We start from the raw sequence: 25,165 nt of genomic DNA on the forward strand, positions 1-25,165 counted from the left end.
CGACATGGGGAGGCATGGATACAGTGACTACAAAAGGATGGCGCGCTGAGCGACTGTCGCATCTTGGCTCGTCCATTTTTGCAGAAGTAGCAGAGTGGAAGAAAGCGGCGATCGACCGTGGCGTCGACGTTATTGATTTGAGCATCGGCAGCCCTGACCTGCCGCCCTCGCAGGCGATTCGCACTGCACTAAGCGAAGCGGTGCTGCGCGACAATGCATACGGATACCCGGGGTCCAAAGGATCCGTTCGCTTCCTGAAGCAAGCCTCGGACTGGCTCGCCTACCGTTTCGGCGTCCTGATTGACCCGGAGCACGAGCTAGTCTCCCTAATGGGCTCCCAAGACGGCCTCGGCCACTTGGCACTATCACTATGCAATCCAGGTGATATCGCCCTCCTCCCAGACCCGGGCTATCCCGTATATGCCGTCGGGCTTGCACTGGCAGGCGTAGAGCCGTATCTCATGCCTCTGCGGGAAGAAAATCAGTTCTTGCCCGATTTCGACGCGATTCCGGAGCAGGTATGGCAACGCACGAAGTTTATGCTCCTGAACTATCCGAGCAACCCGGTGTCCGCAGTGGCGGATCTGGACTTCTTCAAGAAGGCCATTACGTATGCGAAGCGGCACAATGTGCTCATCGTTCACGATCTCGCATACTCCGAGATGGCATATGGCGGCTACAGGCCACCTAGTATTTTGCAAGCAGAAGGTGCGCTAGACATTGCCGTAGAGTTTCATTCCTTGTCCAAAAGCTTCAACATGGCCGGCTGCCGCATCGGCTTTCTCGCGGGGAATCGGGAAGCTGTCGCAGCGCTGCGCGAGCTGAAGGCGAACATTGACTATGGCGTATTTCTCCCGATTCAGGAGGCAGGCATCATTGCGCTGCAGCAGGATATGGTGCCTACCACCCATCAGCCGGTCGGGACACTTTACGAGAAGCGCCGCGATCAATTCGTCCAAGCGCTCCACCGTCAAGGCTGGGAAGTGCCGTATCCGAAAGCGACCATGTTTATCTGGGCGAAGCTTCCAGAAATGGGATGGGAACTGTCGGAACCTTGGGACTCTCGTCGCATTTCCCGGGAAATGCTCGAAAGGGCTGGAGTCGCAGTCATCCCAGGCGATGCTTTTGGCGCTGAAGGGGAAGGTTACGTCCGAATCGCACTCGTAGAGAGCGAAGCTAGATTAGTAGAAGCCGCAGAACGCATCGGAAGATTCATAAGAGGCGAATAGAAATCATAGATTTCACTAGTATAACGATCATCATGGGGGAGATTACATGTCTGAGAGCACGAAACGCAAAGTGCTGCTTGTCGACGGGATGGCGATATTGTTCCGCGCATTCTATGCAACATCCTACACCGGCTACATCCGCAAGACGAAGGCAGGACTGCCGACGAACGCGGTCTATGGCTTTATCCAATATTTTTTTGACGCCATCAACACATTCAAACCGACACATGTCATTTGCTGCTGGGATATGGGAAGCAAGACGTTCCGCACCGAGCAGTTCGCGGATTACAAGGGCAATCGGGGCGATGCGCCAGAGGAGCTTATTCCGCAATTCGATCTCGTGAAAGACGTTGTCGAATCGATGGGCATTCAAAATATCGGTATCGTCGGCTTTGAAGCTGATGACTGTCTCGGCACGCTCGCAACACAGCTAAGCTCGGAATCGGAAGTTTACATCCTAACAGGTGACCATGATATGCTTCAGCTCGTCAGCGAGACGGTGAAGGTGGTCATCATGAAGAAGGGCAAGCTGAATTACGCGGTCTACGATCCGGCGGTTCTGCTTGAGGAGAAGCAGCTGACCCCGACGCAAGTGATTGATCTGAAAGGCTTTATGGGCGATACGAGCGATAATTATCCTGGCGTCAAAGGCATCGGCGAGAAAACAGCGCTCAAGCTCATTTTGGAATACCAGTCGATTGAAGGCGTATTGTTGAATTTGGATAAGCTTCCGAAAGGCGTTCGTTCCAAAATCGAAGCTGATCTCGATATGCTGCATCTGTCCCGTGACCTCGCAACGATTCGCATCAATGTGCCGATAAGCTGCGAACTGTCTGCTTGCAGCTGGCATATAACGAAGGAAGCCGCTGAGCAGAAGTTCGAAGAGCTTGAATTCGGCGCGCTGGTCAAAATTCTCGAAGGCCATCCGGTCCGTGAAATGGACCCGTTTGCGACAGTATAGCAATACAGCAATATAGGCCGAGGCGGGTGACATCCGTTCTCGGCTTTTTTACGCTGTCCATCTTTTCTCCATTGACAGGAAAACGCTTCCATGCTAGTCTAACGCTGAGTATGAGGTTCCAATTTGACCCTTTTTTAAACGTTTATGTAACCGGTACCACGTGAGCTGAAAGGAGTCATTTATGAAGAAGTCGCCTCTTTTGCATCCGGAAATTTCAAAATTGATCGCTGAGCTCGGCCATTTGGATGAGCTTGTTATTTGTGATAGCGGTTATCCGATTCCTGCGGACATGAAGCGAATTGATCTCGCGCTGACCCAAGGCGTGCCCGGATTTATCGAGACGCTGCAAGTCATTCTGAATGAGCTTTGCGTCCAAGAAGTTATCATCGCTCCGGAAATGATCGAGAAAAGTCCGGAGCTGTACCGCCAAATGATAGCGCTGACCGGACCGCAATTGCCGATTCGCCACTTGCCGCATCAGGAATTAAAGACGCATGTGAAGCAAGTTGCGCGAGCGGTTATACGAACAGGTGAATTTACGCCGTACGCCAATGTATCTCTTGTGTGCGGAGTTGTATTTTAATGGCTACGATTCGCGATGTGGCTGCACTTGCCGGCGTTTCCGTCGCTACGGTTTCCCGGTTTATTAACCGCAACGGTTACGTAAACAAGGAGACGAAACACAAAGTTAATCAAGCCATCGAAGCGCTGAACTATCAGCCGAGCTCGATTGCCCGCGGGCTTGCTGGGAAACGGATGGAGGTTGTCGCACTCGTCCTGCCGGATATTTCAAACCCGTTCTTCCCGGAGCTCGCTCGAGCGGTCGAAGACATTTGCCTAAGCCGAGGCTACACGCTCATTCTGTGCAACTCGGACAATGACCGGAAGAAGGAGCTCACCTATATTAAGTCGCTCCATCGCAATAGTGTTGCCGGGTTTATTTTTGCAACGGATTCGTTATTGCAGGAGGATCTGGAGGAGCTGCATCAATCCGGTACACCGATCGTCGTGCTTGACCGGAGCGGCGATGCGGACAACTGCAGTATCATTCGTGCTGACAACCGAAAAGGCGCCATCCTCGCGGTTCAGCATCTGCTTGATAAAGGTTGCCGCAAAATCGCGCACATCTATGGGCCGCAATCCATCGTTACGGCGCGCGAGCGTCTTGAAGGATATGAGCAAGTTGCGCAGCAGTACTCCTGGTACTCGCCATCACTGCTCATTCCGGGAGACTTCCGCGTTGAGAGCGGAATCGAGGCCGTACAGCTGCTATTAGAACGCCATCCCGATGTGGACGGTATCTTCGCAGGCAACGATATGATGGCGATTGGCGCGCTGAAGGGGCTAATCCGGCACGGTATCCGAGTGCCCGAGCAAATGGCATTGTGCGGTTTCGATGGCATCGGCATGACTCGCATGACCGAGCCGGAGCTGACAACAATTGCGCAGCCGATAGCGGAGATGGGCAAGATGGCCGCCGAGATCCTTATTGGCAAGATCGAATCAAACGGTGGAGAGAATCGCTTCTACGAGCTTGACGTTCAGCTGATGGAACGCAGCTCAACGTAATCTGCCTGCAAGAGCTGTAGAGCACAAGCATCGCTCATCATGATCAGTCGGACTGAAGCCAATTCAGAAACGGGGGGCATGCAACAGCATGCAGCAAACTGTAAAGCCATACGCTGGTATGATTATTACCGAGGACGTTATTTTTGAGCCAGGAGAATATATGTTCAGCAATAGCAAGGGCATCGTTATCGCTTCCGACCATATTACGGTTGACGGCAACGGCGCAGTCATTCGTGGCAGAGGGAAGCCCGGCAACATTCACACCTACGACGGTACAGGCGTTTCCTGCAATGGATATAGCGGTGTTACCGTTAAAAACCTAAGCGTATATGGCTTCAAGGTTGGCATGAAGGTGTCGAATGGTTCTGGTTGGGTTATTGACTGCAATGACTTCTCCGACAACTATACGGATCCTGATTACGGCTGGGGTGACGGAGAACCGTATGGCGCGCTCTTTCTGGAGCGTGTCTCAGAGAGCATCGTCTCCCGCAATATTGGCAATCGGGTCTGGAACGGGCTTTATTTGAGATACGCAGACCGCAATAAGGTAATCAGCAACACGTTCGCCAATTGCACGAATGTTTGCTTGAAGCTATGGGGTTCTTCCGGCAACGAGATCGATAGCAATCTTATGAATTATGGCATCCGAATCGCTCCAGGGGAGGTCCATGCGAGAGATTCAACCTCCGTGCTGATCGAGAGCGGATCGAATGACAACCGGATTCGGAATAACGACTTTACCTACGGCGGGGATGGCGTGTTTATTCGCTCGCTGAATGGCTATGTAAGCACAGGCAACTATTTTGAAAATAACGATGCGTCCCATGCAAACAACAATGCTTGGGAAGTATGGGATCCGGGCAACGTGTTTGTGCGCAATAAGGGCAACCATTCCAGCTACGGCTTCTGGCTCGGAGGCTCGTGTCGTGCGGTGCTGATCGAGAACGAAGCCGCTTATAATGGTCTCCGAATCGCGAACGCGCCAGAGAAATTCGGCAACGCGGGAATCGCGGTCGTGAACGGCTCGAGCAGCCATTTCACGATGCGGCGCAATCGGATTCATCACAATAAGAGCGTAGGTCTTGCGATCGGCTATAAGGAAGGCTATGAAGCGTTCCATTGGATCGTCGAGCAGAACGAGATTACGGATAACGACACGTATGGTGTTTATATCAAACATGCGAAGCAGCTCTATTTTGCCGGCAACACCATAACCGGCAATGGCAGCGGAGACTTCCATCACGAAGTGAACGTCTCGCAAGTTGCCGTATGCGAAGCGGAGGGTCCGTCGCCGGTTGCTGTGGCAACGCTTGCTACTGTAAGCCCGCGAGCAGGTGGCGTGGTGGAATTCGACGGCTCGTACAGTCAGGATATTGACGGAGGTAGCAGCTTGACCTACCAATGGGACTTGGGGGATGGAACAAGAAGCGAGGCTGCAGCAGTCGAACATACATACGCGGAGCCAGGATTTTATCGGGTGGGGCTTACGGTCATAAGCGCATCCGGCACTGTTGATCTCGATTGGATAGACCTTCATGTGCTGCCGGCTGACGAGCAAGTGAAGTACTGCTTCGATATGGCTTCGGCGGTCATTAAGGAAGCTATTCCGAGCCGTAGCGCTTATCTTGAGTTAAATGAGCAAGATGCCGTTGATGCCGGACCTTCTGTACAGCTGCAAGCCGCATCATCACTCGTCAAGCTGCAGTTTCATATGCCGAATGCAGCGGCGGATGAGGCTCTAGCGTTCGGCTGTGAGCTCCACTTCTGGATCAAATTCTCGCATGAGACATGGGGAGGATTCCCTCCTTCTGCCTTCACCGTCCGCATGAAACAAACATTCAACCGGTATGTGCAGTGGGTTGCCGCATGTCCGTTCTTCGAATGGACGCAGATCGCTTCGGAAGCGCGAAGCGGATGGTCGCATCAATGCATCCCGCTGACCCGGGAAGTGAATGGATGGGTGCGGAGCATGACAGGCAATCCTGATCTGAACCAGCTGAACCTATTGGAGCTTCAGATTACATCTATCGGAGGAGACTTCACCTTATCGTTTGACGAGATCGCGTTTGTACAAGAACAGAAGTAAGAGGGGAAGGCGTATCTACTTGGCGAGGGTGACTAGTAGAAACGCCTTCTTTCTTTTCTATCGACAGCGCATGAAATGTGAGGTATTGTATGTTTGATAGAAACATTTAATGTTAATAACGAACATGCGTAATGGGAGAAAATGATTCCGGGAGGATGAACGAATGGCTGCGAAGCTTCACTTGTTAAGCAATGCGCATTTGGACCCTGTATGGCAGTGGGAATGGGAGGAAGGAGCGGCGGCAGCAGTATCGACGTTCAGAGCTGCGGCTGAATTTTGCAGGGAATATGAAGGGTATGTTTTCAATCACAATGAGGTCATTCTGTACAAATGGATTGAGGAATATGAGCCGGAGCTGTTCACGGAAATTCAGGAGCTAGCGCGGCTCGGCAAGTGGCATATCATGGGCGGCTGGTATTTGCAGCCTGATTGCAATATGCCCTCTGGTGAGTCGATCGTGCGGCAAATGCTGCATGGACGCGCGTATTTCGCAGAGAAGTTCGGTGCCCGGCCAACGACGGCGATTAACTTCGACTCCTTCGGGCATTCCCGTGGTTTAGTGCAGCTGATGAGCCAAGCTGGCTTCGATTCCTATCTGTTCATGCGCCCGGATGATCATACGGTAGGGCCTGACCGGGAATTCCGTTGGATCGGCTTCGACGGTTCCGAGGTGATGGCGCATCAGACTTATCAGTACAATACGCTCATGGGGCAGGCGCGCGGTGCGATTGAACAGCGGCTGGAGCAAGTGCAGCGTGAGGGCAAATCGCTTGGCTTGATGCTGTGGGGAGTAGGCAATCATGGCGGCGGACCTTCTCGGGTGGATTTGGACGAGATCGGCGGTCTGATGGCGAATGGGGATTCAGAAGTAGAGATTGTACATTCAACGCCTGAGCAGTATTTTGCCGATCTGGCGGAGAATCGTGCTGAGCTGCCAGCGCATGAAGGGGACTTGAATCCGCGATTCGTCGGCTGCTATACGTCGATGATTCGGATTAAGCAGAAGCATCGCTTGCTGGAGAACGAGCTTTATTTAACGGAGAAAATGTTATCAGCCGCCGCTGTTGCAGGCAAGCTGGTTTATCCTCGTGAAGAGCTGCGGCAGGCGACGGAGGATTTGATGACCGCACAGTTTCATGATATATTGCCGGGCTCGTCGGTGCAGCCTGCAGAGGATGCATCGCTTCGCTTGCTTGGGCATGGCCTTGAAATCGTCTCCAGGCTGAAGGCGCGCGCCTTCTTCGCGCTTGCCTCGGGGCAGCGCAAAGCGGACGATGGCGAATATCCGATTCTGATCTACAATCCGCATCCTTATCCGGTTCGTGGCGTGTTTGCATGTGAATTTATGCTTGCTGACCAGAACTGGAAGGATGAGTTCTCCATGCCGGTCGTATACCAGGATGGCAAACGGATCGAGTCGCAGCCGGAGAAAGAGCACAGCAATATTAACTTGGACTGGCGTAAACGCGTTGTATTCCAAGCAGAGCTTGCACCGTCTTCCATGAACCGGTTTGATTGCCGTATTGAGATGCTGCCCGCGAAGCCGTTGCCACAAGTTGTCGTGGAAGGCGGGGTAATCCGCTTCTCAAATGATCGAATGACTGCGGTCATTAACGCGCATACGGGACTGCTCGATGCGTATACAGTTGACGGCGTCTCGTATGTAAAGGAGCGGGCGTTCCAGCCGATAGTCGTTGCAGATAATGAAGACCCGTGGCGGATGGATACGAACCGGTTCGAGCCGGACATTGGCTCGTTCCAGCTGATGGACCGCGGCGCCGGCTCTGACTTCTCCGGCTTGCGGCACGTGCTCCTGCCGTCGGTCCGCGTCATCGAGGACGGTGCGGTTCGCACGGTAGTGGAAGCGATGCTCGCGTATAACGACTCGAAGCTTGCGCTTACTTATAAACTGCCGAAACAGGGCACCGAGCTTGAAGTGCATGCTCGCGTCTTCTGGAATGAGAAGGATAAGCTGCTGAAGCTGTCCATTCCGACTGCTATTGGCGACGGAGACGCTTCGTACATCGGTCAGACGATGTACGGTGTGCAGAAGCTGGATACGACCGGGCGGGAGGCTGTCGCGCAGAAATGGACAGCAGCTTGCTCCGCATCGTCTGGTGTGGCGCTGACGCTGATCAATAACGGCACGTACGGCTCGGACTTCAAGGATGGCGCGATCCGGCCGACGCTGCTGCGCAGCCCGAGCTACACGGCGCATCCAATCATGGAGCGTCCGCTCATCGTGCAGGACCGCTTCTCGCCGCGGATCGATCAGGGCGAGCGCGAGTTCACCTATTGGCTGAACGGCGGGGCAGCGGACGATCGGCTAAGCGCCGTAGATCGCGAAGCGGCGCAGCATAATGAAGTGCCCTACTCGCTGTCCTTCTTCCCTTCAGGACGCGGCGAGCCGGTAGAGCCGCTCGTCGTGTTGAAGGATGCAGTCGTGCAGCTCGGCGCTTTCAAGCAGATGGAGCGAGGCGGCGATTATGTTCTGCGGTTGTTTGAGCCGACAGGCATCGCGCGCGAGACGACAGTGGAGATCCCGATGCTGGGCATTTCGAGCCTTGTCGCGCTTGCGCCGTTCGAGGTGAAGACGTTCCGCGTTTCTGTAAGCGAACGGTCGATGACGGAGACGGTACTGATGGAGGAGTAGTCGGACAAAACCGACTCGCGGGCTCAATGAGCTAACGGATCCTAGCGTGCTTATTCGCGAAAAAATGGTCCGATCCGTGTGCGTGTGCGTGTGCGTGTTAGCGGTGAAACCACCAACTCAAGCCAAAGAGACCGGAGCACTCCGGTCTCTTTTTTTAGCCGAATGCTTCAATTCATCGGCTGAACCGCCGAAGAAATAGTAGACGCAACCAAAATTATACAGTCAGAGGAGATTTACAGCCTGCTATGAAGAAAACTGCTCTACGAACCATCGCTGCCTTGATGGCGCTCACGATGATTACCGCAGGAGCGGACGCCGTATGGGCGGCGCAACCTGCACCGGATGCACCACCTGCACAAGCTCAATCGAAGCCATCGGCGCCGAAGCTGATCAGCTACCCAACTGCTTCGATCACGCTGCCGCTTGGCAAACAGCTGCCGGTTGGCATTAAGCTGAAGCTATCCAAGCCAGCGACATTAAGCTGCTCGACAGGCAATCCAGCCGTCGCATCGGTGAACGCGGCAGGCGTGCTGACGCCTATTGCGCCAGGTATGACGACGTTGACGATTCGGGCGTCCGCGTCGGAGGGCGAAGCCTCATCTCCTACCGCCGACACAGTCGTAGTCCTGAAGCTGCCTGTAACAGTGACAAAGGCAGCACCTACTCAGCTTGCCTTCAAGCCAAAGCTTGAAGTACGCAAAGTAAAAGCAGGAAGCTCAATTTTCACGGTTAGCACCGTTCTCATTCCAAAAGGGATGCCGGTTGCCGCAGGCATCGCGAATCGGCGAGTCGGCACGACGCAGTCGCTTAGCCAGATCGCCTCGCTCTATAAAGCAGACATCGCGATAAACGGCACATTTTTTGATGCATATACGGACATTCCCGATCCTTATGGCAATCTCATCAGCAGCGGGCTGGCGGAGCATATTGGCAACCGCGGCACGACGATCGGCTTCCGCTGGGACGGCAGCGCTGTGATGGATTCGCTGCGCATCAATGTGCGCGGCACCGTTAGCCGCAAACAAGGCGGTACCGGCTCGTGGTACGTCTACTTTATGAACCGGAAGCCGACTGGCAGCGCTTCTGCGATTCTTTTCACGCCGAAACGGGGCAAGACGATTGGCTTCGCTGCGGATGCGGCGGTCGTGGTTCGAAACCGCAAGGTTGCTGCTATTCATCACGGAGTCGACGTTTCGATTCCGTCAGATGGTTATGTGCTTGTTTTCCAAGGAAGGGAAAAGGGGCAGGCAGAACGGTTCGAGGTCGGAGCGCAGGTTGCATATACGGTTAGCTTAACTAATATGCAAGGCAAATCGCTTGATTGGTCTGGCATTCATACTGCAGTAGGAGCGGGCCCGCGACTGGTGACGAATGGCGCAGTAACGGTTAATCCAGCAGCAGAGGGGTTCCAGGATCCGAAGATTCTCACAGGCGGCGGCGCGCGCAGCGGCATTGCGATTATGAAGGACGGCTCCATCCTGCTCGCAACGGTGCCGGGGGCGACGATGAAGCAGTGGGCGCAAGTAATGATGAAGCTCGGCGCGCAGCAAGCGATGAATCTCGACGGAGGCGCTTCCTCTGGGCTATGGTTCCAAGGCAAAACCGTCACTGCTCCTGGAAGATCGCTCAGTAATGCGCTCCTGTTCGGTCAGCAGTTGAAGTGGTAATAGAAAAAACCGCTTGGCAAATGCCAAACGGTCAGGATATGGATAAATCCTTACCATTTGGCATAAGCCCAAGCGGTTTTCTTGTTCACACAGCAAGTCTATATCACGGTTCATCCATTGCATCCGGGTAAGTATCATCACCGGGATAATCACGATCTATACCTGCATGCAGCTCATGATTCTCATAATCGAACCGATTTGGTGAGCGCTGTTCAATCCGCCAAGGTCTATTCGTACTAAGCGACTCCGCGAGGATCCGATTAGAACCGTATGGGCCATCGGGAAACTCTTCGGCGGCAAGATCATTGCGCTGGGATTCGACCGTTTTCAAGTCAGCATAGGGCTGGCGATTATCTTTAAACATGGGTACCTCCTGATGGCGGCTATTGGTTTACCGTCACAGTGTACCCGGGATTAGTCGGTAAAATTCACCGTTCCAACCACTAATTCTAAAAACTGGCGAAGATCCGTCGCTTCTTCCTCAGTTAGCTTGAAAGTGAATTCCAAGTAGCCTTCCTCGTCCAGGTCATCCTGACCGACGATTGCTGTACGGCCGCCCTGCAAATCAACGATGAGCTTTTTGCCGTAGAATCGGTTCGTCGTTGTAATGGCAAGATCGAATCGCTTCAGGTTCGGCGTGATGAAAGTGACGAAGCGGGTCGAAGTGTCTTCCGTGGTATCGGACATAAAATCATAATCATTCATTTGCATCAAACTTCGCTCCTCTTCTATTCTCGCTCTATCATAGCATCACTCCTTGGAATGGGGCAACGACACGAATAGGAACCTTTTGGCATAATTGGATATTGCCTTGCATGTGCTGCTGTGCTATGATATGAGCAATCAAATCGTTGAACGTGAGGAAGCACCTCTTTCGCCAATTTATTGGCGTTAGGGGTGCTTTTTTTTGTTGTGCGGCGACCGGCCGTGCGATACACCTTACGCGAAGCGATATGATACTACATAATACGGAGGTGTGCCTGCATGCAGGTCGTATTTTTGAACACATTTGAGAAAGTTGGAACAGATCGCGGGGTAGAGCAAGCGCAGCTGTCTATCTGTGAGCAAAATGGCGTTTGGTCCGTCATTTGGACGGGATCGGCTCCCGAGGAGCAATCGGTCTGGTTCGAGGGGGGATCATGGGAGGAGATGATTACGGCATTTCGCCACGGTGTTGCAGTTCGTATGGGAGAAGGATATGCACCAATCATTGACGGAATGCTCGAAGATCGCCGCAGCTTGGATGAGAATGGAAGTCTCTATTCCATGATTCAGTGCTATGGCGAGACGAACCAGAATGAAGAGATCTTCGAAGCGCTGCGGGAATGGCGCAGGCGGGCAGCGGTTGCAGCCAAGAAATCCGCTTATCTTGTGGCGACGAACCGGATGCTCTGGATGATCAGCAGTTATGTTCCGCAGCTAGCGGAGGAGCTATTGCAAATTCCAGGCTGGGGTGAAACTCGGCAGGCGGCATACGGTGAGGAAGTGCTGGCCATTACGCAGAAGTTCGAGCGCCAGACTCATTTTCCGCTCGATTGGGTGGCAGAAGCGCTCGACCCAAAGCAGTATACGGGCTGGATCTACAAGCAGAAGGAGAATAAGTATAAGAATCAGATGGAACGTCAGCACCAGAAGCGCGCCCTGCTTCAGGCTATTGCAGAAGGCAAAACGATTGAGGAGCTGCTAGCCGAGGTGGAATTGCCGAGAAGGGACCTCATGGATCGGATTGAGAAGCTGGAGACAGAGGGCTACGATATGGAACCGTTGATTGAAAGAGAGCTGAGCCAAATCCCGCCAGCGGAGCAACAGCAGTTGTGGGATGCGCTGCTCACGATTGGGGACCGATATTTGAAGCCTGTGCTTCATCAGGTTTATGGCGAGGAAACGATGCAGGGAAAGGGCAAACCGATCGACCTGCTCTATGATCGGCTGAGGCTCTTGCGGCTGCGCTACCGCCGCAAGAAGAGCAACCAAGTATCATAGCGATAACGACGGCCAGATCGGGTCTTCGTATTGAATGGCTGCCATGCTTTCGCAAGGCAGCCCCGTTTCGTAGGATCGGTTACCGATCAGCTGTACGGCCTCTTCCCGCAGCTGATTGCGGGAAAGGGCTTCACGGCTTGGTTCCGGCTGTGACGAATCGTCAGTCCGAAGCCAAAGAAGGACGGCGCGTACGACCGGAAGAGCTTCTTCCATCGCGATGTTCCACAAATCCCAGACACCTTCCGTATGTAAGGTTTTCCCGTCAGTCGGATCAAGCCATGGACGATTACTTTCGTTCAATATGTCAAGCTTCGGGAGCTCGCGCTTAAAGACGAACGGATCGATTTGGCCGAATGTGACCAGACGTTTAAGCCCTGTAGGATCGTAAAATAGCTTCTGTGCCGCGATCATGTCACGCATTGCTGCACGCCAGTCTTCACGCCTAATTCGCGCCGCGAGCGCAGGATAATGAACGGCTGCGATTTGTTCGAACGCATTCACAATTAGCGCTGGCAGCTCTCCGCGAATATCAATTTCTTTCCAAACCTCGGTTCTCCACGTTTCTACTCCAAGCAGCTTCCGCACGATCAAGGTGTCCATCATGATTTCGAACCGTTGGTGATCCCATTTGCGTGAGCCGGAGCGGCTGAACACATACGGATGCATCACACGGTCCAGCAAATGATGCAGCAGGAAGCCAAGCGCATAGACAAGAGCAGGCTCCAGCTTCGATAGCGGCGCTGCTTGTCCTTCGAGTGTATCCAGCATATCCATAATGACTTCCCCGCAGTGATGCTGATGCATCTCCGATCCTAATAAGCTCATGCGGGTATCTTTCTTCCATGGAAGGAAGTTGTGGTAGAACAGAAAGTCAGGACCTTGACAGCCCATATTAAACATACGTTCCAGGTGCGGAGCTGCGATCAAATTAGCTTCTCCAAGCTCTTGCAGGCACTTCTGCCCGAATAAGAAATGCGTCCAAATATTCGGCACGTCAATCCTCCTAAGGACTCTATTGATCACGATCTACTTTAAAAGTTTAAAATATTGAATGAATTGAGTAGTATACTTGACCTAGCATATCTTGTATAATCAGTTGTAACGAAGAAAGCAATCGAATTAAGTCGAAAAGGGGCGCTACACCCGATGCAGGCCGAATATATTAATCCCTTTCTAGAGTCCGCCAAGATTGTTATAGAGCAATTAATTCAGATCAAACCTTCAACTGGAAAGCTTGGCGTTAAGGAAGTAAAATTTGTCGAAAATTACATATGGATTCAAATCGGCATTAACGGTCAAATGAATGGCGATATCGTATTTGGCCTAAGCGAGGAAGTAGCGCTCAAGATGGTATCCGCAATGATGGGCGGCTTCGAAATTTCTGAGATGGATGAAATGGGCAAGAGTGCCATTTCCGAGCTTGGCAACATGATCAGCGGCAATGCCAGCACGATGCTATTTAACCAAGGGGTACGGGTCGACATTACACCTCCGAAGGTGCTTCACTCCACGCAATCCGCTGGTTTCAACCCAGCGAAGGCGTTAACGATACCGTTAATCATGGAAGGCATTGGCGAGTTCGATATTCAAGTACTAATTGCATCGTAACACGAGTCAAGCTCCCGTAGGAGCTTTTTTTCGTATTCGGACATATTTTGCCTATTTGCACCCATTGCAGTAAACTGAAGGCTAGGTGATACGATTGTTTCATGGGGAAATTGTACTGATTACCGGCGCGGCGAGTGGCATCGGCGCAGAAACGGCCCGACTGCTTGCTGCTTCAGGCGCAGTTCCAATTATAACTGGGCGTAGGCTGGACAAGCTCGAGCAAATGGCGACTTCTATTAGAGGTACGTATGGCTGCTACAAGCTGGATGTAACGAACTATGATGAAATTGTTGCGGTAATGGATCAGGTGGTACAGGATTTCGGAAAAATTGATGTGCTGCTGAACAATGCCGGCTATGGCGTGTTTGAACATTTTGCAGATGCTCCTGTTGAGCGTTTCGCCGAAATGATGGATACCAATTATATGGGTATCGTTCGCTGCAGCAAAGCAGTGCTGCCGATTATGCAAAAGCAAGGCGGCGGCCATATTATTAATGTCGCCTCCATGGCAGGCAAGCTTAGCACGGTGAAGTCATCGGGCTACGCGGCAACGAAACATGCGGTTCTTGGCTTGACCAATGCGATGCGGGCGGAGCTGGCACCGATGAATATCGCAGTATCGGCGATTAATCCGGGACCGATTGATACGCCTTTTCTACATACGGCTGATCCGGAGGGTACGTATGCGAACAATGTTCGCGGATACATGCTTACGCCTGAACGGGTAGCCGGAGCGATTGTACAAATGATAAAGCGACGGACGCCAGAGGTGGATTTGCCCTTGTCGGCTTCTGTAGGAATAAAGCTTTACGGGTTGTTTCCGAGGCTTGCCGATCGGATTGCAGGCCGCTGGTTAAACCGCAAATAGGACGCTGGAACATGAGGAGATTTGATAAGAGTGACATGGGAAACATTGAAGCTGCAGCCGCAGCTGATTGAAACGTTGAAAAGCAACCAGATTGATTCGCCGACCCCGGTTCAGGCGGCTACGATTCCAGTATTGATGGAAGGTCATGATGTGTCCGCGAAGTCGCAGACGGGTACTGGCAAAACATTAGCTTACATGCTGCCTGCGCTTGAGCGTGTGGATATAGCTAAACAGGCGGTACAGGTAATGGTGCTCGCTCCGACGCAGGAGCTGGCTATGCAAATTTTTCGAGTTGCCGAAATTTACGGCGAACCAATCGGAGTAAAGACGCAGCAGCTGATCGGCGGCGCGTCGATGCAGCGGCAGGTGGAGAAGCTGCGGCTGCATCCGCATGTCGTCGTCGGTACGCCGGGGCGCATTCACGAGCTTGTGAACTCCGGCAAGCTGAAGCTTCACCAAATCCGGCTTGTCATTATCGATGAAGCGGATCAGGTGTTTAACCTCGGTTCCACGACAGAAGTGGAAAATCTGCTGCGCGGCATGATGCGCGATCGTCAGATCGCTTTCTTCTCCGCGACGCGTCCGCAAGCGATGGCGGAAGTGGAAGAGCGGTGGATGCGCGATCCGCAGCGAGTTGATGTGTCGCCGGATCAGCAGGCGGGCAAGCAGGTTTTGCATTATTTTGTCGTAAGCGAGCGGCGCGACAAGGTGGATATGGCAAGAAAGCTCATTCGGATGCTGAAGCCGAAATCTGCGTTGCTGTTCATTAACGAAACCGATGAAATCGCGAATTATGAAGCGAAGCTAAGCTATGAGGGCTTCTCCGTTGAAACGCTGTATGGCGATGCGGACAAGCAGCGGCGGGCTGCGACGCTTGCGCGGTTCCGCGACGGACGCTGCCAGCTGTTAGTGGCAACGGATGTTGCGGCGCGCGGACTTGATATCGTCGATTTGCCGCTCGTTGTCCATCTTGATCCGGCGCTCGATGCGGATCATTATGTGCACCGTTCCGGCCGGACAGGGCGGATGGGCAAAGCAGGCACGGTTATTTCTATCGTGACGCGCAATCAGCTGTTCATCATGGATAAATTCCGCAAGCAGCTCGGCATCGACCTGCAGGAGAAGACGTTGTACGCCGGGAAGCTGTGGAATCCCGGCGAAGAGCAGCAAGGCCGCGATTTTGGCCGCGGCGATGGTGCACGTAGGCCGGGCAGCGGCAGCGATCGCCCGGCGGAGTCTCGCGCAGCGGCGCCAGCGAGCTCGCGCGGAGGCGCGGCTGCTGGAGCGAGCGGAAGCGCGGCGCGCGTTGGCGGTGGCGCGGCAGGAGCGAGCGGAGGCGCAGCGCGAGTTGGCGCTCGCGGTAGCAGCAAGCCGGGCAGCGCTGGCGCGGGAGCGGCGAAGCCGACGAAGTCGAAGCGCGAGCAGGAACGCGAGCGCAAGAACAAAGGCGCGCCGAAGTGGCTGAAAGCGAAGAAGCAGGGCGAGCAGCAGTAAGTAGTGAGCAAAAGGCTGAGAGTGCAAATATGCGCTCTCGGCCTTTTTTAGCTTTGTGAGCTTGGCGGATCAGCTAATGAGGAGTTTAAAGAAAGTCCCTGGGGTATCTACATTGGCAAAAATTCGGCTGTGCGAACTCTCAGCGCCGCAACCCAAGTAAAATGGAGCTTAGAGCAAGCTGACAGAATCAAATACGACCTCTCGACATCAGAATCGCGCCAATAGTTGGGTGAGAGATCCGATATGGAACTCTAACCGCCGCAGTCTGAGCCTTCTTTTATCACGAAACCGCGCTCTCAGCCTGATTTCAATGTCCCATCAAACTGCTGCTCCGTCATACCCAGCACCTGCATGACAGAAGCGCGAGTACCATTCCCCTTCGGTTCCATTGCCCAGTACACCTTGTCGTCCATTTTCACCTGCTGACATCCTGTCGCAGTGACCATTGCTTCTTTATTGCCGCCTTCGACGTTTTTGAATGTCAGCTTATAGCTAACTCCAATATCATTAGGACAATGTACAATTTCCTTCGGGAATGGAGGCAGCTGCTTGAGCTGATCCATAAGCTTCTCGATTTGCCCGGCATCGGAGATGACGGCATGAAACGGCGCATCAGCCAAATTATGCAGCGGGTAAGTACGATCAACGATCAAAACGGGCTTCTGCGCTTGCGGTTCGTCTGAGGAACAAGAGGATAAGAACGCAGCAAAGGTGCATAGAGCGAGTATAATTTTATTCATAATAACCTCCGTGGTCGTATCGCTTGGAATGGCATCTATTCCCTAGACGGAATTGAATGGGGAAGGTTTCATGCAGGTTACATCTTGTCCCTTGTTGCCTCCTATTGCAGCGGAATCCCCTGCTGCAGAGCGCGATATTCCTGCGGCGAAACACCTTCCTTGCTCTTGAATGTGCGGCTGAAGTGCGCGCCGTCGTAGAAGCCGGTCGTGTGCGCGATGTCGGTAATCGGCATCGTCGTTGTTTCGAGCAGCCGCTTGGCGTGTTCGACTCGGATTGCCGTAATGTAGTTGCCGATGGTAACGCCTGTTTCCTGCTTGAACCGGTGATTGAGGTAGCGCTCATTAAGCGAATAACGTGCCGCCACATCGGCAAGCTTAATCTTCTGCTCAGAGCGGCATAGCTCGTGCAGATCATTAATAACAGCGCGAATGAGCCGCTCCTGGGCGCTTCGCCCGGTTTGCACGATGCCGTGATAGATCCGGACAAGCACATGCAAAAAATGCTGCTTCACCAGCACGGAATCATGCCGTCCGAAGCTGAGATCCGCCATAATGGAGCGAAAATCCTGCTGCAGCCCTTGCAGCTGAAGCGGCTTCATATCAAGCTCTAGCTGGGTGAACAGATCACGGATCGCACTAGCAAGCTCCGGCTTATCCGCATAGAAGCCGATATAGTAAAGCTGGAAGTCGCCATCCGAGCATGAACTGTTGCGTAGTGTGTCCTTTACAAACAGCAGATCGCCCTGCCGGACATCAACCTTATGCCGGTCCTGCTGCAAGTGAATACTGCCGCTAACCAAATAAGTGAATTCAAACATGCGTCCAGGTCCGTTCCAGCCGCGGTTCTCCCAGAAGCCGCAAGAGTGAATACGGATATGGCTCCAATTGCTGTCGACCAGCTGAATCAAGGCTTCAAGCTTTGGAAGAAGAAAGCTGTCTCCCATATTTTCATCCTCCAATCATCTTACAATTATACAAATGGATTCGTTCTTTTACAATCAAGATCAGGCTGTAAGCGTTATAGTAAGTGCAAGGATATACAAACACAAGGTGAAGGAGCTAGAAAACATATGTTGAATACCATGACGCAAGAGCAAGAGAAAGCAGCGCAGCAATTTTACGAGGAAAATGGGTACTGGGTAAGCGATATCGTGTTTACACCGGAGGAAGTTGCTGAGATGCGTGCAGCACATGACCGTATTTGGGCACTCGATTATGACGGTGACGGATTCCCGCTCTGGGAGTGGAAGCCGGACGATAAGCCAAATCGCCTTCGCAAGATCGACAACGCTTGGTGGATTAACGATGTTGTGAAGAACGCGGTGACAAGCCCGAAGCTGGGCAAGCTGGCAGCGAACCTGATGAACTCGGAAGAAGCGCGTGTCTGGTATGACCAAGTCATCTACAAACCGGGTACGGGCAAAGGCGAGCAAACATCCGCTGGCAATGTCGGCTGGCACCAAGATTATATGTACTGGCAATGCACGAACACAACGAACCTGGTGACGGCATGGGTTGCCCTTCAAGATACGGACCTTTCAAACGGCTGCATGTCGGTTATTCCTGGCTCGCACAAGTGGGGGCTGTTGAACTCGGACGGTTTCTTCAATGAGGAGCTAGAAGCCGTGAAGAAACAAATGGAGGTAGAAGCGAAGCCATGGCGTGAAGAGCCGCTTATTCTGAAAGCCGGACAAGTGAGCTTCCACCATTCGCTTACGATCCACGGATCACGTCAGAACTTCTCCAATGATCCGCGTCTGTGCGTAGTTGGCCATTATTTCCCTAAAAACATGGCTTACGAGAAGAAACAGAACGTCGATAACATCCGTCTGCTCGGTCCTCGTCCGAAGCAAGGCGACTTGTTCAACAATGAATATTTCCCGCTGGCATACTCGGCGTCCGAGCAGGTGTAACACGCATTCTAGCTGGCTTTTGACTGGTTTTTCGGTGGATGGAATATGCATATTTTGACGAATGAAATCGTTTTTTTTGGTAAAGACCCCCTGAAAATGGTTGCTGCTCCCCGAACGATATGAGCGAAAGTAAAAAAGCGGCAAGGACCGCATTCGCGAGGAGAGTGGCAACACCATGAAAACAGCCATTTTGAAAAAGGCGGCAATTACGTCCGTGGCGTTACTAACCCTAGCAGGAGGCGCAGGCAGCGCTTTTGCTCACGGTAATGACAAAGGACATGGCAACGGTAACGACAACCAGGACAAGAAAGATAAAAATAAACACGAGATCAACCTTCAGTTCAAGGACGAGAAGGATCTGAAATGGGCGCTTGAGTACATCATCCGCCTTGCATCCAAAGGTGTATTCAACGGTTATGAAGACGGTACGTTCAAGCCGCAGCAAAAGATTACGCGCATTGAATCCATCGTTGCAGCTGTTCGTCTGATGGGGCTGAAGGATCAAGCGGAATCGCAAGCGGAGATGAGCACGAAGCTCAACTTCAAGGACGCTGACCAGCTTGCGAAGAAGTATCCTTGGGCAGTTGGCTATGTAGCCGTTGCGCTTGAGAAGGATCTGTTCACAGAGACGGATACAGTAATCCAAGCGGACAAGCCTGCAAGCCGTCTGTTCGCAGCAACGCTTCTCGTGAAAGCGATGGGCCTTGATGCAGAAGCGAAGGCAAAAGTAAACTCCCACCTCGACTTCGCAGATGCGGATAAAATTCCAGCAGGCTCCGTTGGTTACGTTGCAGTTGCAATCGAGAAGGGTCTGATCACTGGTTACGAGGATGGCACATTCCGTCCGAACCAACAGGTCTCTCGCGCTGAGCTGGCTGCCTTGCTTGGCCGTACGGATGAGCAGCTGCCGGAGAATGAGAATGATGCAACAGCAATTACAGGCAAGCTGAAAGCAGCTGCTTCGAACGGTTCGATCACGGTTGTGAAATCGGACAACAAAGAAGTCGCGCTGACACTTGACCCGAACGTCTTTATCTTCCGCGATAACGTGAAGGTAGCGGCAACTGCGCTGAGAGCTGGCGATGAAGTGCTTGTACGCACATACAACAACAAAGTCGTGTTCGTAGAAGTAACGAAACTGGCAGCTCAGCAGCCTGTAGTCGTAACGCAATCAGGTCTGTTCAACTCCTTCACGCTGAACGCGCAAGGTAGAGTTGCAACAGTATCGATCACGCAAACGGTTAATGGCTCGACTACAGCGCTCGTGCTGAATGTTGCTTCTGACGTTGCCTTCGTTGGCGATACTTCGTTGCTTGTGAACGGCCATGCGGTTGAGCTTGTCATCATCAATAACATCGTAACTTCTATTAAAGTGCTGGCTTAACTGTAACTGCCAAGCATCATCGAAACCTCGCGCATTGCTGTAATGGCAGGCGCGAGGTTTTTTTTGCGTTTAGGCTCATTTTTCATTTTGCGTAAAATTTGGTAGTATCGGTGAGAGAAGAGGAGGTGCGCCCCAAGATGGAATCCGTACTAACGGTAAAAGGATTGACAGGCGGTTACAGTCCGCGCAGACCGGTGCTGCATGATCTGTCTTTCGAGGTTGGAGCAGGCGAGATGGTTGGACTGATTGGCCTTAATGGTGCAGGCAAAAGTACCGCAATAAAACATATACTCGGCCTCATGCAGCCTCATAAAGGAGACATTCGGATCGGTGGGCATACTTTGGCTGAGCAGCCGGACAAGTATCGAAGCTCGCTCGCTTATGTGCCGGAGTCGCCGCTCTTGTTCGATGAGCTTACGGTTGAGGAGCATTTGCGTTTAACCGGGATGTCATATGATGTGCCGGAGTCGGTGTATGGTCAGCGGAGCGAGAGCTTGCTGGACGAGTTCTACATGACGCCGAAGCGCGGAGCTTTCGCGGCTCATCTATCGAAGGGGATGCGGCAAAAGGTGATGATTATGAACGCGCTGCTCGCAAGGCCGTCCCTTTACGTCATTGACGAGCCGTTCCTTGGGCTTGACCCGCTCGCGATCCGGTCACTGCTTGATAAGCTCGTTGAGGTGACAAAAGAAGGCTCGGCGGTATTCATGAGCTCGCATATCTTGGCGACGGTAGAGTCCTATTGCAGCCGGTTCATTGTGCTTCATCAAGGTATAATCGTGGCGCAAGGCACGCTTCAAGATGTGTGCAGAGCGGCTGGGATGCCGGATGATCGCAGTTCAGGCGTGCTGGAAGAGGCGTTCTATCGGCTTGTGACAAGCAAGGGAGATGGCAACGGCGAGGTCGGAGGCAAAGGCGGAGGCACTCATCATGGAACGTTCGGTTGAGTCGCTGTGGCGCTCCCGTTCAGCCGCGTTCTGGCGGGAATCGATGCCCTACTTCCGCTATATGGCGCAGAGCGGGCTGCCCGGCGTGACCATCATGGCGCTGCTCGCCGGCATTACCGGTTACGGAATGCTGCTTCGCAATTTGCCGGCGAGCTTCCCGGTCGTGCTTGTCGGCGTTATCGTGCTGACGCCTCTCCTATGCTGGAGTCCGCTTCGCACCTGGCTTCGCGAGGCGGACATCGTCTTTCTCGTTCCGCGCGAAGCGGAGATGCCCGCGTATATCCGGCGCTCGATGCGATACAACGGAATGGCAGGCATCGCGGCTGTGCTCGTTGGCTGCGCTGCATATTTGCCGCTTTATCTTGCCGGTGAGGGACGGTCAAGCGCCGTCGTAGTGGTTCTTGGCGTCTTACTCTCTAAGCTGCTGCAAATCCAATCGGCGTGGCGCGAACGGCAGGTCGTAAGCGTCGGCAGTCGCAGAATGCTGCGCTGGCTGCGCTGGACTGCGACGGCACTAGCAATTTTCGCCCTGCTGAAGGGATTCCTGATCGTATATATTATAGGCGCGATTACGCTGATCTCCATCATCTACAACCGACTGCCGCGCTACCCAATTCCTTGGCTGACGCTGATTGAGGAAGAGAAGCGCACGCGCCGAAGATACACGGTATTCTTCAGCGCTTTCGCCGATGTACCGACTGAATCGGCAGGGGTCAAGCCTCGCAAGTATGCGGCTTGGGTGGCCAAGCTGATTGCTTACCGTAAGTCTAACGCATTCTTCTATCTGTATACGCAGACGCTTATTCGCACGGAGCTCGGCGGTATTCTGCTGCGGTTAACGGCACTTGGCCTGTTTACGGGCTGGCTCTCCGCATATTCTGCATTATGGAAGGGCTGGGGCTCCGCCGGCGTCTGTCTGCTATTCGTATGGCTGACAGGCGTTCAGCTAAGAGCAATTGCGCAGGCGCACCGGCATTCCGTGTGGCGGCATGTCTATCCGTTGCCGGAAGCAACGCGCCAAACGGCTGTACTTCGCGTGGATCGCAGGGCATCGCTGCTGTGCGCTCTTATTATTTGGCTGCCGCAAGGCATCTGGCTGCTGCCGAATGGATATGCCGTGCAAGCGGGAGCTTCGCTAGTTATTGCGCTGCTCTACGTGCTGGTACTGCGCCCTGCAAGCGTGAAGAAGAAGATCTCTGCAGATCCCGAAGATGATTAAACGAAAAAAGTGGCATAGGCAAGATGGGGAGTAATGCTCCGCAGCTGCCCGGCCACTTTTTTATTTTAGGTAAAATCCATCTATTAGAGCTGAAGCGCCCGCTCGCTCTTCAGATCAATCCGGTAGCCCTTAACGAGGATTTCTCCGTTCTGGACATCGGTATTAAACGCGCGCTCAAAGCCGAGCCGTTCGTACAAGCTCACCGCCGATGCCATCATATCCGAGGTGTGCAGATGCAGCCACTCCGCGCCGAGGTGGAGGGAACGCTTAATCGACTCGCGAATGAGCGCAGTTGCAACCCCGCGTCCACGCTGATCTGGCGAGACGGCCAAGTATCGAATGATTGGTCCTGTAATGCCCAGTTCGGGAGCGCCGTAAGCGGCGGCAGAGGAAACAAACAGTTGGACCGTGCCAACAATCGTGTTATCCGCCTCGGCTACAATTCGCGCTTTCGGCCCTTCTTGATCGAAGGAAGCGATAATCGATTGTCGATAAAGCTCCCATTTGTCAGCGGGCAGTACTTGCTCATATTGTCCATAGGCAGCTAACAGCACCTTCAGTACCTGCTCCCGATCCTCATTCGTCACATCGCGTATCGTTATCGATTCAATTGCACTCATAACCAGCAGCCTCCTTCATCTTCCCTTCGTCATGGTTCCACTTTAACCGATAATTCCGACCGTTTAAATAGGATATTGAAAACTTCAATTCGTCGATAGAAAGTTGCTATAAGCCTGGGGTTGAAAAGAGAGCTTACCTTTTCGTTGACGAAAGAGGCGTGCGTGCTATAGAATTTGTATATAATTCCAAGTTAATCAATAAGAATAATCAACTATAGAGTGATAAGGCGGTGCAATGATGAATATAGAGAACTTGGAAGCTTTCGTATACGTTAATCATTACGGCAGCTTCAATAAGGCGGCTGACGTGCTCTATTTATCCCAGCCTTCCGTGACGGCACGGATTCAGTCCTTGGAGCGTGAGCTGGACTGTAAGCTATTTGACCGGTTAGGTAAACAAATTGTGCTGACCGAGAAGGGCAAGCAGTTTCTCCCCTATGCGCAGCAAATTATGCAAACCTTCCAGAAAGGCAAGCTTCAGATTCAGCAGCGCAAGTCGATTCCTCACGAAATTCGGGTCGGCGCAACGGTGTCCGTCTCCAACTATATGCTCCCAGAGCTGCTGCCGCGGCTGAAGCAGCGCTATCCGGATATTCATATTAAGCTCGTTACCGCAACGTCGGATGAGCTTGTGACCAAGCTGCATAATAAAGAGCTGGACCTTGCTTTCGTACGCAAAATCGTCCATCCGACTTTGCTTTCGGTCAAATTTTACGAGGATCCGATACGGCTTTATGTATATGAAGGCCATCCATTTACGAGGAAGCAGGAAGTGTCTATCGCAGACATTGGCGTCCATCCGCTAGTCTTCTTCGAATGCGGCTCTCTCGACTGGATGCGGGTGCACCGCGCGTTCGACAATCTCACCGAGCAGCCGAATATTGAATTTTTGGTCGACAATTCCGAGACGGCGAAGAAGCTTGTCCTCGGGCGCGCCGGCATCTGCTTTCTGCCACAGCTATGCGTCAGGCAGGAGGTTGCGAGCAGGCAGCTGTTCCCAATCGACATCCCGGAAGTTAGCGGCATTACGCTGCAAACGAATCTAATTACGCGCGGCAACGAGCACTCTTATTTTGTCGATGCATTCATGGAACTGGGCAAATCATTGTTCGGGCCGATTGAAATAGAGGCGACATAGATTCGATAAATTTTGCAGAGGTATATATAGAAAATCTCTATTGATGAGTCCATTGACTGAACGAAGCATTGGATGCTAAATTAGGTGCAACAACAATTCCGATTAAATCAATTGGAATTATAAAGTTTAAAATCGGTCGAATCTACCATACTTGTGGCGGTTCGTAAAACTCAAACACAGTGGAGGTAGAAGGATAATGAAAAAGACAATTATTGGACCAACTGGAATTGCACTCGTAGCTCTTACGCTGGTGGCAGCAGGGTGCTCTTCAAATAACAACGCGAATACAGCAGCTAACACGAGCAATGCGAATAAAGCAACGAATAATGCAGTAAGCGCGAATAGCGATGAAGCATCAGCAACAGGAGAAGTGGAAAAAATCGTTGTCGGTACAGGGACGCAGTTCCCGAAAGTATGCTTCATCGACGAGAATGGCAAGCTGACCGGGTTCGACGTTGAGCTTGTGAAGGAGATCGACAAGCGCTTGCCGGGTTATGAGTTTGAGTTCCAAACGCTAGATTTCACGAACCTGCTCCTCAGTCTTGAGACGAAGAAGATTGATTTTGTCGCTCATGAGATGGAGAAGAATGCAGAACGGTCGGAGAAATATCTGTTTAATACAGTGCCTTACGCACATTGGAAAACAAAGCTGATCGTAGCGAAGGACAACAGTGATGTTGCTTCATTGGATGATCTGAAGGGCAAGAAACTATTGACTACCGCTACTAGCGCGGAAGCGACGCTGGCAGAGAATTACAATAAAGAGCACGACAATGCGATTAATATTGTCTATACCAATGGTGCTGCGAACGATACGGTCAGCCAGCTGACGAGCGGCCGTGTGCAAGCGACGCTTGGCGCTGACTTCACGCTATCCCTCATTGATCCGAAGAGCGAGCTGAAGGCTGTCGGCGATGCGCTGGAAGAAGCGGATGTGCTGTTCGTCTTCCGCAAGGACGATCCGAAGGAGCAGAAGCTTGCTGACGCTGTCGATGGCGCACTGAACGAAATCAAGTCTGACGGCACGCTTAGCAAGCTGAGTACAACATGGCTGGGAGCCGACTATACGCAATAATTGAAAGGGCG

At 52.6% G+C, this 25,165-nt stretch carries 23 protein-coding genes; 17 read left to right on the forward strand and 6 right to left on the reverse strand.

Annotated elements, in window-relative coordinates; all coding sequences use genetic code 11:
- The first annotated feature begins 14 nt into the window (after nt 1-14).
- From AC0LWF_RS15850 to AC0LWF_RS15880, 7 genes are all read left to right on the forward strand, one after another.
- Entirely contained in the window at nt 15-1,229 is a 1,215-nt protein-coding gene (locus AC0LWF_RS15850; protein WP_474652500.1) for an aminotransferase class I/II-fold pyridoxal phosphate-dependent enzyme, read from the forward strand.
- A 46-nt stretch (nt 1,230-1,275) separates the two neighbouring features.
- Nucleotides 1,276-2,190 (forward strand): 5'-3' exonuclease, encoded by a 915-nt coding sequence (locus AC0LWF_RS15855; protein WP_474652501.1) that lies wholly within the window; start codon nt 1,276-1,278, stop codon nt 2,188-2,190.
- Between the two features lie 181 nt (nt 2,191-2,371).
- Nucleotides 2,372-2,773 (forward strand): D-ribose pyranase, encoded by a 402-nt coding sequence (gene rbsD / locus AC0LWF_RS15860; protein WP_474652502.1) that lies wholly within the window; start codon nt 2,372-2,374, stop codon nt 2,771-2,773.
- Nucleotides 2,773-3,759 carry a LacI family DNA-binding transcriptional regulator gene (locus tag AC0LWF_RS15865; RefSeq protein WP_474652503.1) on the forward strand — a complete coding sequence of 329 codons (987 nt, stop codon included), beginning with the start codon at nt 2,773-2,775 and terminating at the stop codon, nt 3,757-3,759. Before rbsD ends, AC0LWF_RS15865 begins: the two co-directional genes overlap by 1 nt.
- 88 nt (nt 3,760-3,847) lie before the next feature.
- Nucleotides 3,848-5,845: a right-handed parallel beta-helix repeat-containing protein gene (locus AC0LWF_RS15870; protein ID WP_474652504.1), complete on the forward strand. Its 1,998-nt coding sequence runs from the start codon at nt 3,848-3,850 to the stop codon at nt 5,843-5,845.
- A gap of 163 nt (nt 5,846-6,008) precedes the next feature.
- Entirely contained in the window at nt 6,009-8,498 is a 2,490-nt protein-coding gene (locus AC0LWF_RS15875; RefSeq protein WP_474652505.1) for a glycoside hydrolase family 38 N-terminal domain-containing protein, read from the forward strand.
- A gap of 245 nt (nt 8,499-8,743) precedes the next feature.
- On the forward strand, nt 8,744-10,165 hold the full coding sequence (locus AC0LWF_RS15880; RefSeq protein WP_474652506.1) for a phosphodiester glycosidase family protein: 1,422 nt from the start codon (nt 8,744-8,746) through the stop codon (nt 10,163-10,165).
- Between the two features lie 103 nt (nt 10,166-10,268).
- Here the strand turns inward: AC0LWF_RS15880 and AC0LWF_RS15885 are convergent, their stop codons facing one another.
- Both AC0LWF_RS15885 and AC0LWF_RS15890 read right to left on the reverse strand, forming a co-directional pair.
- Nucleotides 10,269-10,529: a hypothetical protein gene (locus AC0LWF_RS15885; RefSeq protein ID WP_474652507.1), complete on the reverse strand. Its 261-nt coding sequence runs from the start codon at nt 10,527-10,529 to the stop codon at nt 10,269-10,271.
- A gap of 50 nt (nt 10,530-10,579) precedes the next feature.
- Nucleotides 10,580-10,876, reverse strand: coding sequence for a DUF3055 domain-containing protein (locus AC0LWF_RS15890; protein ID WP_474652508.1), 297 nt, complete (start codon nt 10,874-10,876; stop codon nt 10,580-10,582).
- A gap of 273 nt (nt 10,877-11,149) precedes the next feature.
- Here AC0LWF_RS15890 and AC0LWF_RS15895 point away from each other — a divergent pair, with 273 nt between their 5' ends.
- Complete coding sequence (locus tag AC0LWF_RS15895) at nt 11,150-12,148, forward strand: HRDC domain-containing protein (RefSeq protein ID WP_474652509.1); 999 nt, start codon at nt 11,150-11,152, stop codon at nt 12,146-12,148.
- Here the strand turns inward: AC0LWF_RS15895 and AC0LWF_RS15900 are convergent.
- Complete coding sequence (locus tag AC0LWF_RS15900; protein WP_474652511.1) at nt 12,143-13,141, reverse strand: zinc dependent phospholipase C family protein; 999 nt, start codon at nt 13,139-13,141, stop codon at nt 12,143-12,145. The genes AC0LWF_RS15895 and AC0LWF_RS15900 overlap by 6 nt on opposite strands.
- Before the next feature lie 153 nt (nt 13,142-13,294).
- Between AC0LWF_RS15900 and AC0LWF_RS15905 the strand changes: the two genes are divergently transcribed.
- The 3 genes from AC0LWF_RS15905 (at nt 13,295) to AC0LWF_RS15915 (ending at nt 16,118) form a co-directional block, all read left to right on the forward strand.
- A complete protein-coding gene (locus tag AC0LWF_RS15905; RefSeq protein ID WP_474652512.1) occupies nt 13,295-13,756 on the forward strand; it encodes a chemotaxis protein CheX in 462 nt (153 codons plus the stop codon).
- Between the two features lie 94 nt (nt 13,757-13,850).
- Entirely contained in the window at nt 13,851-14,624 is a 774-nt protein-coding gene (locus AC0LWF_RS15910; RefSeq protein WP_474652513.1) for an SDR family NAD(P)-dependent oxidoreductase, read from the forward strand.
- 30 nt (nt 14,625-14,654) lie between these two features.
- On the forward strand, nt 14,655-16,118 hold the full coding sequence (locus tag AC0LWF_RS15915) for a DEAD/DEAH box helicase (protein WP_474652514.1): 1,464 nt from the start codon (nt 14,655-14,657) through the stop codon (nt 16,116-16,118).
- A gap of 296 nt (nt 16,119-16,414) precedes the next feature.
- Here AC0LWF_RS15915 and AC0LWF_RS15920 read toward each other — a convergent pair whose 3' ends face one another.
- Nucleotides 16,415-16,858: a hypothetical protein gene (locus tag AC0LWF_RS15920; RefSeq protein ID WP_474652515.1), complete on the reverse strand. Its 444-nt coding sequence runs from the start codon at nt 16,856-16,858 to the stop codon at nt 16,415-16,417.
- A gap of 101 nt (nt 16,859-16,959) precedes the next feature.
- Nucleotides 16,960-17,802, reverse strand: coding sequence for a helix-turn-helix transcriptional regulator (locus AC0LWF_RS15925; RefSeq protein ID WP_474652516.1), 843 nt, complete (start codon nt 17,800-17,802; stop codon nt 16,960-16,962).
- Nucleotides 17,803-17,928: 126 nt separating this feature from the next.
- Between AC0LWF_RS15925 and AC0LWF_RS15930 the strand changes: the two genes are divergently transcribed.
- From AC0LWF_RS15930 to AC0LWF_RS15945, 4 genes are all read left to right on the forward strand, one after another.
- Complete coding sequence (locus tag AC0LWF_RS15930) at nt 17,929-18,771, forward strand: phytanoyl-CoA dioxygenase family protein (RefSeq protein ID WP_474652517.1); 843 nt, start codon at nt 17,929-17,931, stop codon at nt 18,769-18,771.
- Between the two features lie 175 nt (nt 18,772-18,946).
- Nucleotides 18,947-20,155 (forward strand): S-layer homology domain-containing protein, encoded by a 1,209-nt coding sequence (locus AC0LWF_RS15935; RefSeq protein WP_474652518.1) that lies wholly within the window; start codon nt 18,947-18,949, stop codon nt 20,153-20,155.
- 137 nt (nt 20,156-20,292) lie between these two features.
- Nucleotides 20,293-21,102, forward strand: coding sequence for an ABC transporter ATP-binding protein (locus tag AC0LWF_RS15940; protein WP_474652519.1), 810 nt, complete (start codon nt 20,293-20,295; stop codon nt 21,100-21,102).
- The gene (locus AC0LWF_RS15945) at nt 21,086-22,321 is read left to right on the forward strand and encodes an ABC transporter permease (protein WP_474652520.1); all 1,236 of its coding nucleotides are present in this window, start codon (nt 21,086-21,088) and stop codon (nt 22,319-22,321) included. Before AC0LWF_RS15940 ends, AC0LWF_RS15945 begins: the two co-directional genes overlap by 17 nt.
- Before the next feature lie 83 nt (nt 22,322-22,404).
- Here the strand turns inward: AC0LWF_RS15945 and AC0LWF_RS15950 are convergent, their stop codons facing one another.
- Complete coding sequence (locus AC0LWF_RS15950) at nt 22,405-22,941, reverse strand: GNAT family N-acetyltransferase (RefSeq protein WP_474652521.1); 537 nt, start codon at nt 22,939-22,941, stop codon at nt 22,405-22,407.
- 238 nt (nt 22,942-23,179) lie between these two features.
- Between AC0LWF_RS15950 and AC0LWF_RS15955 the strand changes: the two genes are divergently transcribed.
- Together AC0LWF_RS15955 and AC0LWF_RS15960 are read left to right on the forward strand one after the other, a co-directional pair.
- Entirely contained in the window at nt 23,180-24,079 is a 900-nt protein-coding gene (locus AC0LWF_RS15955) for a LysR family transcriptional regulator (protein WP_474652637.1), read from the forward strand.
- Nucleotides 24,080-24,275: 196 nt separating this feature from the next.
- Entirely contained in the window at nt 24,276-25,154 is an 879-nt protein-coding gene (locus tag AC0LWF_RS15960) for a transporter substrate-binding domain-containing protein (protein ID WP_474652522.1), read from the forward strand.
- Nucleotides 25,155-25,165 lie beyond the last annotated feature (11 nt).

This window comes from Paenibacillus sp. sgz302114 (assembly GCF_056120345.1).